The 13,310-nt window shown below is 70.2% G+C and carries 11 protein-coding genes; 5 read left to right on the top strand and 6 right to left on the bottom strand.

From position 1 onward, the window contains the following. The first annotated feature begins 452 nt into the window (after positions 1–452). Complete coding sequence (fusA, locus tag BM109_RS38415; RefSeq protein WP_093355196.1) at positions 453–2,471, top strand: elongation factor G; 2,019 nt, start codon at positions 453–455, stop codon at positions 2,469–2,471. 47 nt (positions 2,472–2,518) lie between these two features. Here fusA and BM109_RS38420 read toward each other — a convergent pair whose 3' ends face one another. The 6 genes from BM109_RS38420 to BM109_RS38445 form a co-directional block, all read right to left on the bottom strand. Beyond that, positions 2,519–3,649, bottom strand: coding sequence for a zinc-binding dehydrogenase (locus tag BM109_RS38420; protein WP_057593558.1), 1,131 nt, complete (start codon positions 3,647–3,649; stop codon positions 2,519–2,521). A gap of 112 nt (positions 3,650–3,761) precedes the next feature. Then, the gene (locus BM109_RS38425; RefSeq protein WP_256223061.1) at positions 3,762–4,364 is read right to left on the bottom strand and encodes a dual specificity protein phosphatase family protein; all 603 of its coding nucleotides are present in this window, start codon (positions 4,362–4,364) and stop codon (positions 3,762–3,764) included. Further along, a complete protein-coding gene (locus BM109_RS38430) occupies positions 4,361–4,852 on the bottom strand; it encodes a hypothetical protein (protein ID WP_093355197.1) in 492 nt (163 codons plus the stop codon). Before BM109_RS38430 ends, BM109_RS38425 begins: the two co-directional genes overlap by 4 nt. Further along, on the bottom strand, positions 4,849–5,997 hold the full coding sequence (locus tag BM109_RS38435; protein WP_093355200.1) for an MGDG synthase family glycosyltransferase: 1,149 nt from the start codon (positions 5,995–5,997) through the stop codon (positions 4,849–4,851). Before BM109_RS38435 ends, BM109_RS38430 begins: the two co-directional genes overlap by 4 nt. A 330-nt stretch (positions 5,998–6,327) precedes the next feature. Further along, complete coding sequence (locus BM109_RS38440) at positions 6,328–7,773, bottom strand: nicotinate phosphoribosyltransferase (RefSeq protein WP_093355202.1); 1,446 nt, start codon at positions 7,771–7,773, stop codon at positions 6,328–6,330. A gap of 72 nt (positions 7,774–7,845) precedes the next feature. Then, the gene (locus BM109_RS38445; protein ID WP_093355204.1) at positions 7,846–8,919 is read right to left on the bottom strand and encodes a bifunctional nicotinamide-nucleotide adenylyltransferase/Nudix hydroxylase; all 1,074 of its coding nucleotides are present in this window, start codon (positions 8,917–8,919) and stop codon (positions 7,846–7,848) included. Between the two features lie 119 nt (positions 8,920–9,038). On the opposite strand from BM109_RS38445, the gene BM109_RS38450 reads away from it, so the two are divergent. From BM109_RS38450 to BM109_RS38465, 4 genes are all read left to right on the top strand, one after another. After that, positions 9,039–9,926, top strand: coding sequence for a pseudouridine synthase (locus BM109_RS38450; protein ID WP_371269490.1), 888 nt, complete (start codon positions 9,039–9,041; stop codon positions 9,924–9,926). Next, positions 9,893–11,026, top strand: a complete 1,134-nt coding sequence (locus BM109_RS38455; RefSeq protein ID WP_256223062.1) for a winged helix DNA-binding domain-containing protein — start codon at positions 9,893–9,895, stop codon at positions 11,024–11,026. The genes BM109_RS38450 and BM109_RS38455 overlap by 34 nt, the downstream gene beginning before the upstream one ends. A 194-nt stretch (positions 11,027–11,220) precedes the next feature. After that, entirely contained in the window at positions 11,221–11,877 is a 657-nt protein-coding gene (locus tag BM109_RS38460) for a response regulator (protein ID WP_057593551.1), read from the top strand. Continuing rightward, positions 11,874–13,256 carry a sensor histidine kinase gene (locus BM109_RS38465; protein ID WP_093355208.1) on the top strand — a complete coding sequence of 461 codons (1,383 nt, stop codon included), beginning with the start codon at positions 11,874–11,876 and terminating at the stop codon, positions 13,254–13,256. Before BM109_RS38460 ends, BM109_RS38465 begins: the two co-directional genes overlap by 4 nt. Positions 13,257–13,310 lie beyond the last annotated feature (54 nt).

Below are 13,310 nucleotides of genomic sequence, written 5' to 3' on the forward strand. Positions count from 1 at the left end.
GAGCTCGTCCCGATGCGTCGTGGTGTCCTCCCAACACGCGCATTCAACAAGGCTTGTCTTGATTGAAGAGCACACCCACAATCCGCCCCACCATGAAATTCACCCAAGCCATCGAAGCCGGCCTCACCGCCACCTGACATCGCCTTCGATCGCGTTCGGAAGGCGTTGCGCCTTCCGGTACTGAAAACCCCGGCAGGCCCGTCCTCCGGGGTTTTGTCTTTTCCGTCTCTCACTTCTTCTTCATCGCCATGCGTACCTACGACAAGCTGATCGCCACGATTCGCCTCCGCCGGAGCGTGGCTTCCGTGCGCCCGGGCTCCGGCCGCCGCATCAGCAGATTGCACGACACCGTTCGTCGCTAGCCCTCAGGCGAATCCTTTCCGCCTGGGGGCCGGCACATGCCCACCAGGCTCTCGAAGCCGTGCTTCGAGCCAGAGAAAGAAAGATTCGCCATGACCCACACACCCAGGAACCTGCGCAACATCGGCATCATTGCCCACGTCGACGCCGGCAAGACCACCACCACCGAACGCATCCTGTTCTACGCCGGCGAGAGCCATCGCATCGGCGACGTGAGCCGCGGCACCGCGCGCATGGACTTCGATGCGCAGGAGCGCAAGCGCGGCATCACCATCAGCAGCGCCGCCATCACGTTGCAGTGGAACGCGACCCAGATCAATTTGATCGACACGCCGGGCCACATCGATTTCAACATCGAGGTGAACCGCTCGCTGCGCGTGCTCGACGGGGCCGTGGTCGTGTTCGACGGCGTGGCCGGCGTGGAGCCGCAGACCGAGACCAACTGGCGCCTCGCGGACCGCTATCGCGTGCCGCGCATCGCCTTCGTCAACAAGCTCGACCGCCTGGGCGCGGACTTCCCGCGCGTGGTCGCGATGATGGAAGAACGCCTGGGCGTGAAGGCCGTGGCGGTGCAGTGGCCGATCGGCGCGGAAGGCGACTTCCGCGGCGTGGTCGATCTGCTGGGCTTGCGCGCGCTGGTCTGGGACCTCGACGATGCGAGCCGACCGTACCGCGTGACCGAGGTGCCCGGCGAGCTGATGGCCACCGTGTTGCAACAACGCGCGCGGCTGGTGGAGCTTGCCGTCGAGCAGGACGAGGCCGCGATGGGGGCCTACCTGAACGGCGAGGAGCTCCCGGCCGAGGTGCTGCGCGACTGCATCCGCAAGGGCGTGCTGGCCGGTGCCTTCGTGCCCGTGCTCGCGGGCTCGGCCTTCCGCAACCGCGGCGTGGAACCGCTGCTCGACGCCATCGTCGACTGGCTGCCGAAGCCCGGCGAGGTGGCGCTGCCCTGCGATCCGCAGGCGCCGTTCGCGGCGCTGGCGTTCAAGGTGGCCAGCGACGACCACGGCGCGATGGTGTTCGTGCGTGTCTACAGCGGCCGGTTGCGGCGCGGCGACAGCATGCTCGACGCCACCACCGGCCGCATCGAGCGCGCGGCACGGCTGTACGAGGTGCAGGCGGGCGACCGCATCGAACGCGACGAACTGGTGGCCGGCGACATCGCCGGCATCGTCGGGCTGAAGGACACGCTGACCGGCCACACGCTGTGCGACCGGCAGCATCCGGTGCAGCTCGAACAGATCGGCGTGCCCGAGCCCGTGCTCCACGTCGCGATCGAGCCGAAGGCGCAGGCCGACCAGCAGGCGCTGGCGAAGGCGCTGCAGGTGCTGCTGCGCGAGGACCCGAGCCTGCGGCTGCGGCATGACGCCGAGTCGGGTCAGACCATCGTGTCGGGCATGGGCGAGCTGCAGCTCGAGGTCTCGATCGAGAAGCTGCGCGAGCGCTTCGGCGTCGAAGTGTCGGTGGGACGGCCCCAGGTCGCCTGCCGCGAAACGGTAACGAGAGAAACGGAGGTGCACCATGTGCACAGGAAACAGAACGGCGGCCTCGGCCAGTTCGCGGAGCTGACGCTGCGCATCGCCCCGCGCGGGCGCGGCGAAGGCATCGCGTTCGAGAACCGGGTGGTGGGCGCCGCGATCCCGCGCGAGTTCATCCCCGCGATCGAGGCCGGCATCCGCCGTGCCGCGCAGTCGGGCGTGCTGGCCGGCTATCCCTGCGTGGACTTCGTGGCCACGCTGCTGGACGGCAGCCACCATGAGCGCGACTCGACGGCGATGGTGTTCGAACTCGCGGCGGCCGCGGCCTTCCGCGAGGCGGCGGCGCAGGCCGGACCGCAGTTGCTCGAGCCGGTGATGGCCGTGGAAGTGACCACGCCCGCCGAACACGTGGGCGACTGCATCGGCGACCTGCACCGGCGGCGCGGCATGGTGCGCGGCCAGGCGATGCGCGGCAACGCGATCGTGGTCGAGGCCCATGTGCCGCTGGCGCGGATGTTCGGCTACATCGGCAACCTGCGTGCGCTGTCCTCGGGCCGCGCGCAGTACGCGATGCAGTTCGACCACTACGCCGTGGTGCCCGCGGGCGAAATGGCCGGCCTCGTGAAACGTTGACGGCCCCAGAGGGCGACCCGCGAGGGTCGCCCTTTTTTTCGTCTATCTCAGGCCGCGATGCCCTTGTTGGGATTGAGCAGGAACTTCTCGCCCGTCGCCTGCTTGCCGTAGACGCCGATCGCATCGAGCTGCAGCGCCTCGGTCAGCGAGACCTCGCGCGTGTAGCGGCTCGCGAAGGTGGTCTTGAGCTCGGCCACCACGCGTGCGCGCAGTCGCTGCGTGCCTTCGGCACCGAGCTTCTGCAGGAACGGGAACAGCAGCCAGCCGCCCATGCCCCAGGCCATGCCGAAGTTGCGCACGAACTCGGTCGGGCCGCGGTCGAGGCCGCCGTAGATGTAGACCTGCTTGTGCGTGGTCGAGCCGTAGCGGCTGTATTCCTTGGCGGTGCGGTTGAGCGCCGCTTCCATGCAGCCGAGGATCTGGCCCGCGAGCTTGCCGCCGCCGGTGGCGTCGAAGGCCAGCGTGGCGCCGGTCTCGACCAGGGCCTGCGTGAGATCGTCGAGGAAGGTGGGCGAGGCGGCGTTGCAGACGTACTTGGCGCCGAGGCCGCGCAGCAGCGCTTCCTGCTCGGGCTTGCGCACGATGTTGACGAGCGCGATGCCGTCCTTCTGGCAGATCTTGTTGAGCATCTGGCCGAGGTTGGAGGCGGCCGCCGTGTGGACCAGCGCGGTGTGGCCTTCGCGCTTCATGGTCTCGACCATGCCGAGCGAGGTCAGCGGATTGACGAAGCACGATGCGCCATCGGCCGGCGCGGTGCCTTCGGGCAGTTCGAGGCATTGCGCGACGGCCACCGCGCGGTACTGCGAGTACATGGCGCCGCCGATCGCGGCCACGGTCTTGCCGAGCAGGGCCTGGGCCTCGGGCGAAGACCCGGCCTTCACGACCGTGCCCGCGCCCTCGTTGCCCACGGGCATCGACTGGTCGAGCCGGCCCGCCATCGCGGGGCGCGCGCGCTCGGGCACGGTGGCGGTGACGACCGGGCGCTCGGCGCTGCCCGAGGCCTTGGCGGTCGCCATGTCGGCGGCGCCGAACAGCAGGCCGAGGTCCGAGGGATTCATCGGCGAAGCCTCGACGCGGATCACGACCTCGTGGGCCTGCGGTTCGGGGATGGGTTCGTCGTGCAGCGAGAGCTCGAGCTCGCCGTTCGAACGGACGAGGGAACGCAGTTGGAGTGCCATGGCGGATGCCCCTTGTGAAGCGGATGAAGCGTGTGCGGAAGGTGGGTGCGACCGGCCGCCGGGGGCCGGCGCGGGCCAGTATAGGAGCGGGCCGCGAAGCCTGCTGGCGCCTTCAGGACAGCCCCGGAACCGCCGGTGTCGCGGGTGCCTGGGCCAGCGCGTGGCGCATCTTCTCGGGGTCCACGCGCTCGATGTAGCGCGGGATGTTGCGCCACAGCGTGTGGTAGCCGTAGCCGCCGCGCAGCATCTCCTGGCGCGCGGCCTCCTTGTCCCAGCCCTGCAGCGCCATGCGGTAGACGGCGGAGACGACGCCGGTGCGGTCGGCGCCGTGCATGCAGTGGATCAGCACCGGCCCGTGCCGTTCGGCGTCGAGGATCGCGTGCAGCGCGCGTTGCACCTTCGCATCGTCGATGTCCCAGGTGTTGATCGGCACGCGCACCAGCCGCATGCCATGGCCCGCGAACACCTTGCGGTCGTCGTTGAAGGAGCGCAGGCTGACCACGGTGCGGATGCCGAGCGATTGCAGCGCCGCCACGTCCTTCGCGCGCGGCTGGGCGCTGCGGTAGAGCGTGGGCGTGAGGCGGTGCAGGTTCTCCACGCCCAGCGCATCGAGCGGATCGGCCCAGTGGTCGGGCCGTTCCGCGGGCGCGGCCTGCGCCTCGCGCTGCGCCCGGCGGGCCTCGCGCATGCGGCGCACGATGTTCGCGCGGCTCATCGGCGCGGCCAGTGCCGGCGCACCAGGATCAGCGCGGCGACCGCGAGGCCGCCCCAGTAATCGACCGGCGCGCCCCACATCCAGTGCTTGTGCCAGAAGGCCTTGGTGGGGTTGAAGTTGTCCCAGCCGAAGGCCGGGTTGATGAGGAACCAGAGGAAGTCCTCGCAGACCCAGAACACGATCAGGCCCGCGAGCGCGAGGCCCCAGTCGCGCAGCTTCCAGCGGCCCGAGAAGGCCAGCGGCGAGAAGAACACCAGTGCCATGAAGGTGAAGACCCAGGCGTGGTAGCCGGTCATCGCGCGGCCGCCCCAGAAGATGTCGAGCCAGATGCTGTTCTCGATGCGCCAGGTCGGCAGCGACGTGGCCCAGCCGGCGCCGCCCTCGATCTGGATCTCGGCATTGGCGAAGAAGAAGGCCATGGTGACGACCCAGAGCAGGTACACCAGCGTGCGGCCCACGGTGGGCCGGTCTTCGTTGCGCCAGCTCATGCCGAGGGCCCCAGCACGCGATCGAGCACCGCGCGCGCGGCCCGTGGCTTGCCCAGCGCCTTGCTGCGCTGGGCCATGTGGGCGAGCTTGGCCGGATCGGCCATCAGCCGCGCGACCTTGTACTCGAGGCCGATGGCGTCGTAGGCGAGCCAGCCCGCGCCTTCCTCCATCAGGAAGCCGGCGTTGTGCTCCTCCTGGCCGGGGATCGGCGAGATCAGCAGCATGGGCTTGCCGAGCGCGAGGCATTCGGAGACCGTGAGGCCGCCGGGCTTGGTGACGACGAGGTCGGACGCGGCCATGAGCTTGTGCATCTCGTTGGTGAAACCGACGGCCACCACGCGGCCCGGATGGCGCGCCGCGAGGGCCTGCAGCCGGCCGTGCATCTCGGCATTGCGGCCGGCCACGGCGATCACCTGGAAGCGGCCGCCGGGTTCGTCGCCGGCGCCGAGCGCGAGCACGCGCTCGACCATGCTCGAGAGATCGCCCACGCCGGCGCCGCCCGAGACCATCAGCAGCACGGGCCGCGCGGGATCGAGGCCGAGCGCGGCGGCGCAGGCGTCGCGCTCCAGCGCATCGGGTTCGGAGAAGGCGGGCATGACGGGAATGCCGGTGACGTGGATGCGCTCGGGCGGAATGCCGCGCGCGCGCAGCCGGAACGCGACCTCCTCGGTGGCCGCGAGGTAGCCGGTCATGCCCGGCACCAGCCACATGTTGTGCAGGTCATAGTCGGTGACCTGCAGCCACACCGGATACTCGATGCGCCCGCGGTTACGCTCGCGCATCAGCAGCTCGGCCGGCAGGAAGTGGGTGCAGATCACCGCATCGGGCTTCTCGCGCCGGATCTCGCGCACCAGCGCGACGGTGCTCAGCCGCTCGATGCCGCGGCGCATGCGCTGCGAGGGCGCGTGGTGCGGCGTGACGTCGGTGCGCTGGTGCAAGTACGACCAGAGCTCGGGTGCGCGGTTCACGAGCTGGATGTACCAGTCGGTGTAGACCTTGCGAAAGCCCGCGGGCACGTGCGCCATGGCGTCGATGTGGACCGCCGGGCAGGGCGGGCTGAGGGATTGGGCGGTGGCGGCGAGGGCCTGGGCGGCCCGCACGTGGCCGTTGCCCGCGCTCACGCTGAGGATCAGGAGTTTGGTCATGTGTTCGGCGGTCTGCGCGGATTATGGCTAGGGCTTGTGGCAGTGCGGGAACCGGGGTCCGGGGCACCGGGGTGGGCTCACGCCGACGGCGTGCTCCCCTCCGCGAATGTCCCCCGCCCTTCGGGCTCCTCCTTTATTTCGCTGCGGGGAGCACACCATCGACGTGAGCCTGGACACGGCGGTAGAACCGGCCGCACAACCCGAGCGCGTCTCGGGCACAGGGCAGTGGGTGCTTCCCGCAGCGAAATAAAGGAGGAGCCGAAGGCGGGGGACATTCGCGGAGGGAAGTACCCGCTGTCCTGTGCACGCGCCCCCGGCCGCAACAAAGAGTCAGAGCGGCGCCCGAGAGGTAACCAACCGCCCAACGCCAGAAGCGGCAAGTCCACGGATCCCTTCGAAGCCAGACTCCCGAACGATCCGCCCGTTCTCATACACAGTCTCGAGCAGATCCACCTGCCCAGGCTCCAGAACTTGCTCGGCACGTTGCGTACGCACTTCGCCATCGGCGGACGCAGCCAGCACCAGCCGCCCCTTCTTCGAGGTCTTGCTCGTGTCGCCCACGGGCGCCTTGTAGACGTCGCGCCATTCGCCGTCGACCTGCATCGCCGAGCACTTCATCGCCCATTGCATGGTGTCGCGGTTCACCTGCTGCAGCAGCCCGCCACCCATGCCGAAGGCGATGTTCTCGGCCGAGAAGCCGTTGTGGAAGAAATTGGACAGGCACAGCCGCAACGAGTCGAGCGTCACCCCGTCGCCCTGGATGATGCGCACGTTGTTCAGCACCCGGAAACCCTTGGCATTGGTGGTCGTGCCGAAGCGCTCGGCCAGGATCTGCGCCACCTTCAGCGTCGTCTCGGCCGGGTCGCCCGAGTCGGGGCGCACCACCAGCGTCGCGCCCGAGCGAATCACCTCCTCGCGCAGCGCATCGCCCCACAGGCGGGCGCAGGCGTTGAAGATGTCGTAGCTGTCGCTCACCACCGCGAAGATTGCGCCCGGCTTGCCGAACTGCGCCACCATGTTGCGGTAGGCATCGGCCTCGTGCTCGCGGCCCCAGCCCGTGATGGTGCTGTGCTCGGCCGCGGGGATCGAGAAGCCCGCCACGTCGCAGTCGTAGTAGCGGCGCGCGGCCAGCAACGCGCTCAGCGTGTCGGTGCCCATGAAGTTGACCAGGTGCGCCATCCCGCCGAGCGCGGCCGACTCGAGGCTCGAGACCCCGCGCGCGCCGAAGTCGTGCAGCTTGAACGCGATCTGGCCCTGCGGATCGTCGCAGGTGGCCTCGAGGTAGCGCAGCAAGGTCGTCTTGGCCGCGGCCGAGACCGTGGCCACCGTGGTCGGATACCAGATCGCGCGCAGCAGCTCGGTCTCGAGGAAGCTCGTGACCCAGAAGAACTCGGGGTCGGTGTTCTCGATCGTCGCGAGCACGTTGTGCACCGGCAGCACGCTGCCCTCGGGCACCGCGCGGATGCGCACCGGCATCAGCCCGCCGTGCTTCTCGATCAGCCGCAGCCAGCCTTCGCGGTTGAAGGGCTCGCCGTGCACCGCCATCAGCGCGGCGGCCTCGTCCACGTCGTCGCGCGTCACCGGCGTCTGCAGGTATTCGCGCAGATAGGCCTGCAGCCCGAAGAACAGCGAATGGCTGAAGAGCCCGCCGCGCGACTCGATGTAGCTGAACACCGTCTGCGTGCCCGGCGGGTATTGCATCCAGTGCGACACCTTGTAGGAGTCGGTGCGCAGCAGCAGGTTGCTGCCGAGGGAGGGAGAGAGCGTGCGGTTCATGTGAAAGCTCCTTTCACGGTGGCACCCGTCAACCGGGGCCGTACTTGCTGACAAGGCCCGGGGCGAGTTCTCTCAGGACTTGCCCAGGCCACCCAGGAAATGATTGGCGATGAAGAAGTGGTCTTCGTAGACCCGCTCCTGCATGCCGAGGAATTCGGCGATCGGCACCCAGCGCACTGCGGCCGCGTCGTCGTCTGCGCGCACGTCCGACAGGCCCGCCCACTGGTTGTGCGCGAGCTCGAAGAAGAAGCCGTGCGTGATGGTGCGGCCGCGCTGCGAGCGCTCGGGCGCGTCGAACACGTGGCTGCCCTTCATGCTGCCGTGGAGCACGGGCACCGGCACCTTGAGACGGGTCTCCTCCTTGAGTTCGCGCACCGCGGCATCGAGCAGCCGCTCCTGCTGGCCCACGAAGCCGCCGGGCAGCGCCCAGGTGCCGCGCCCCGGATGGAACTTGCGCTGCACCATCAGGATGTGGCCGGCCTCGACCACCACCGCGTCGACCGTGGTGTAGATCGGCGGGAAGTCGCTGCCCGCGTAGCGGTACTTGTCGCGGTAGTCGGCGAGGAAGGCGCGCTCCTCGCAGAGCTCGGCATAGTCGGCCGTCGATGTGAAGCGTTCGAGAAAGGCCGCGCTGCCCTCGGGCAGGTCGGCGCGCGCGAGCTGGCCGCGATTCTCGGGATCGAAGTAGAGGTTTCGCACGTCGGTGGCGTTGAGGCTCTCGACGTTGTGCTGGCCCACGAACTCCCAGTGCGGGAACAGCTTGAGGTAGTAGCTGGAGGCGTCCTTGAGGTGCCCCACCAGCGCGACCCGGGCCTGCGCGGGCGCGAGGCCGTCCTGCAGGATCAGTCGCTCGACCGCCGACTGGATCGACGCGATCCACAGCTGGTCGTTGTAGGGCGAATCGCCGACGCCGACCACGCTCACGCGCATCTGGTCGCCGCCGCGCAGGCAGGCGCGCACCATGCGTTCGCGTTCGTCGAAGGTGAAGGGGTTCTTGACGCTGCGCGGCGTGCGGTCGGAGCCGACCACCACGATCACGCGATCGGCCGCGCGGGCGGCTTCCTCGATGAGTCTCTGGTGACCGAAGTGGACGGGCTGGAAGCGCCCGATGACGATGGCGTAGTGGTACTTGCGTGTGGTGCTCATTTGGGAATCCCCCAAAAAGGGCGCGATCAACTCGCGCTTGCCGCCACGATAGCACCGGCCTCGCATGCGGCGCAAGCCGGACAAAAGGCTTACGCCCTGCGCGCTGGCGATAATCGGCCATGCCCGCGCCTCCTCCTTCCAACGGTTCGTCCTCCTTTCGCCGCGCACCCGCGCCGCAGTCCGCGCAGGCCTCGGCCGACGGCCCCATGCGGCTCAACAAGCGCATGGCCGAACTCAAGATCTGCTCGCGCCGTGAGGCCGACGAATGGATCGCCAACGGCTGGGTCAAGGTCAACGGCAAGCCGGCCGAGATGGGCGTCAAGGTCACGCCCGCCGACCGCATCGAGATCGACAAGGCGGCCAAGGGCCAGCAGGCCAACCAGGTCACCATCCTCATCAACAAGCCCATCGGCTACGTCAGCAGCCAGGCCGAGGACGGCCACGAGCCCGCGGTCACGCTGTTCACGCCCGCCAACCGCTGGGCCGAGGACAACGCGCGCTTCTTCTTCAACCCGCAGCAGCTGCGCGGCCTCGCGCCCTGCGGCCGGCTCGACATCGATTCCATCGGCCTGCTGGTGATGACGCAGGACGGCCGCGTCGCGCGCCAGCTGATCGGCGAGGACTCGACGATGGAGAAGGAGTACCTGGTGCGCGTGGCCTACCACGGCCTGGGCCAGCCCGCGCCCACCGGCCAGCTGGTGCGCATGGACGACGACGACCCGGTCACGACCAACGTGCAGGCCGTGTTCCCACCCGCGATGCTCGCCAAGCTGCGCCATGGCCTGAGCCTCGACGGCCAGGCGCTCAAGCCCGCGCGCGTCGAATGGCAGAACCCCGAGCAACTGCGCTTCGTGCTGACCGAAGGCAAGAAGCGCCAGATCCGCCGCATGTGCGAGCTGGTCGGCCTCAAGGTGGTGGGGCTCAAGCGCGTGCGCATCGGCAAGGTCATGCTCGGCAACCTGCCGCTGGGTCAATGGCGCTATCTGGCACCGCACGAGAAGTTCTGAGCCTGCGCGCGCTGAACCGCGCCACGCTGGCGCGGCAGATGCTGCTGGCGCGCCAGCGCCTGCCGGTCGCGCAGGCCATCGAGCGCCTCGCGGGACTGCAGGCGCAGGCACCCAATCCGCCCTACGTCGGCCTCTGGAGCCGGCTCGAGGATTTCCCGCGCGAAGCCTTGACCGAGGCGCTGCGCCGGCGCCGCGTGGTGCGCCTGTCGATGATGCGCGCGACCCTGCACCTGGTGAGCGCGCGCGATGCGCTGGCCTGGCGGCCGCTGCTCGATGCGGCGCACCAGCGCGGCCTGCTGGGCAACCACAAGCGCGCGCTCGAAGGCGTCGACCGTGCGCAGGCGCTGGCCATGGGGCGCGCACTGCTCGACGAGCGTGCGCGCACCAGCACCGAGCTCGGCCAGGCCTTGCTCGAACGCTGGCCGCGCAGCGAACCGGCCTCGCTCGCCGGGCTGATCCGCAACAACCTGCCGCTGGTGCACCTGCCGCCCGCGGGCAGCTGGAATTCGCACCAGAACGCGCTGCTGCAGCGGCTCGGCACCTGGCTCGGCAAGGAAGAAGAAGAGCAGGGCGCTGCCACGCAGGACGACCTGCTGCTGCGCTACCTCGCCGCCTTCGGCCCCGCGACCCTGGCCGATGCCGGCGCGTGGTCGGGCCTCACGGGCTGGAAGGCCGTGGCCGAGCGGCTCGGCACGCGATTGCGCCGCTTCGAGGGCCCGCAGGGCGAAATGCTGTTCGACCTGCCGCGCGCGCCACGTCCCGACGAAGCGACGCCCGCGCCGCCGCGCCTGCTCGCCGAGTGGGACAACCTGCTGCTCGCGCACGACGACCGCACCCGCGTGCTCGACGAGGCGCATCGCCCGCGCGTGTTCACCCTCAACGGCATCGTGCGCGGCACGGTGCTGATCGACGGCTTCGTCGCCGGCACCTGGAAGATCGAGCGCGCGAAGGGCGCCGCCGCCGCCGTGCTCGAACCCTTCGCGCGCTGGCCCTCGGCCGGGCGCGAGGGGGCCGAGCAGGAGGCGCTGCGCCTCTTGGCCTTCGCCGCCGACGCGCCCGGCGAACGCCATGCGGTGCGCGTCGCGCGGTCCGCTGCCTGAGCGGCGCCTGACCCCTGGGCGCGCCCGGCGCCTAAGCACCGTCTAAGTATTCGCCCTTAGTCTGCGCCGCGGCGCAGGCACTACCGATCATCCCGTTCGCGTGCTACCTTGCGGCCCGGACCCGACGCCCCCTGGCGCACGGCCGTGCCGCAAGGCGGTGCGGCGCTTTCTGCGTGATATGAGGAGTCGCTGCGATGCGCGTTCTGCTGGTGGAAGACGATGAAATGATCGGGCGCAGCCTGAAACAGGCGCTCGAGGGCGCGGGCTGGTCGGCCGACTGGGTGCGCGACGGCGAGCTCGCGCAGAGCGCGCTCGGCGACGGCGGCTACACCTGCGTGCTGCTCGACCTGGGCCTGCCGCGCCAGGACGGCACCGAGGTGCTGCGCCGCGCGCGCGAACGCGGCGATGCCACGCCGGTGCTGGTGCTCACGGCGCGCGACGGCCTCGACGACCGCATCCACAGCCTCGACCTCGGCGCCGACGACTACCTGCTCAAGCCCTTCGAATTCCGCGAACTGCTCGCGCGCATGCGTGCCATCGTGCGCCGCCGCGACGGCGCCGCGCATTCGCTGGTGGGCAGCGGCGCGCTGCAGCTCGACCTCACCACGCGCGAGGTGGTGGTCAACGGCAACCGCGAGGCCCTGACCGCGCGCGAGTTCGCGCTGCTGCATGCGCTGCTCGAACGCCCGGGCGCGATCCTCTCGCGCGAGCAGCTCGAGAACCGCATCTACGGCTGGGGCGAGGAGGTCACGAGCAACGCGATCGACGTGCTGATCCACGGCATGCGCCGCAAGCTCGGCGCCGAGTCGATCCGCAACGTGCGCGGTCTCGGCTGGCGCGTCGCCGCGTGACGGGGGACAAGGGCGGCTGGCGCCGGCCGCGTTCGCTGCGCACCCAGCTGCTGCTGTGGCTCATCACGCTGCATCTCGCGGCGGCGGTGCTCACGGCCTGGTTCTCGTTCCTGGCCTACGGCAACCTGGTGCACAACGCGCTCGACGACCAGATGCGGCTGGTGGCCGAGTCGTACGCGGGCGGCGACCAGTCGCGCACGCCGCGCCTGCTGAACAGCGATGCCGTGCTCGAGCACGGCGCCTTCGTGGTGCAGATCTGGAGCCCCGATGGCAGCCGGCTGCTCAGCAGCTCCTGGCCCGACCTGCCGATGCCGCTGCAGCCGCGCCCGGGCTTCGGCGACCTGCGCACCGGGCCGCAGCCCTGGGCCCACTGGCGCGCCTTCACGGCCGAGCCCGGCACGCATGCCGACCAGCGGCGCGTGCAGGTGCTGCAGAACGAGGACTACCGGCGCCAGCGCGCCCTGCGCCGCGCGCTGCTCGAGGGCCTGCCGATCACGCTGTTGCTGCCGGTGGCGCTGCTCGCGCTGTGGCTGATCGTCTCGGCCGCCTCGCGCTCGCTGCGCGCGGTGGCGCGCGACGTGGCCTCGCAGGACGAGCGCAGTCCCACCGACCTGCCGCTGGCGCGCGTGCCCGACGAGATCGCGCCGCTGGTCGCCTCCTTCAACCACCTGCTGGGCCGCGTGCGCAGCGCCTTCGCCACGCAGCGCCGCTTCGTGCAGGACGCCGCGCACGAGCTGCGCACGCCGATGGCCGCGATCGGCCTGCAGATCGAGAACCTGCGCTCGCACATCCCGGCCGGCGAGGCCACCGAGCGCTTCAACCAGCTCGAGGCCGGCGTGACGCGCGCCAAGCACCTGATCGAGCAACTGCTGAGCCTCTCGCGCCAGGACGCGCCGCGCCGCGCGACGGCGCGCGAAGCGGTCGACATCGAGGTGCTGCTGCGCGAGAGCGTGAGCCAGCTCATGGTGCTGGCCGATGCGCGCCAGGTCGACGTGGGCTTCGAGGGCAGCATCGCGCCCGTGGTGTTCGCGCCCGCGGCCGAGCTGCGCAGCGTGTTCGACAACCTGATCGACAACGCGCTGCGCTATGCGCCCGAGGGCGGCGTGGTCGACGTCAAGCTGCATGCGGTGAGCGGCCACGGCGTGGTGGACGTGCTCGACAACGGGCCGGGCATTCCTGCCGATGCGATGACGCGCGTGTTCGACCGCTTCTTCCGCGTGCCGGGCGCGGCCGCCGGCGGCAGCGGGCTCGGGCTCGCGATCGCGCGCACCGCGGCCGAGCGCAACGGGCTGCGCATCGAGCTCAGCAACCGCGAGGACGGGCGCGGCCTGCGCGCGCGCGTGCACCTGCCGGCAGAGCCCGAGCCGGAAAAGTCGTAGCGAGCCCTCACGCGGTGCGAAGTTTTTGCTCAGCCCCTGCTGAGAGTCGCGGCC

The sequence above is a fragment of the Variovorax sp. PDC80 genome (genome assembly GCF_900115375.1).
In the GTDB taxonomy this organism is placed as follows: domain Bacteria; phylum Pseudomonadota; class Gammaproteobacteria; order Burkholderiales; family Burkholderiaceae_C; genus Variovorax.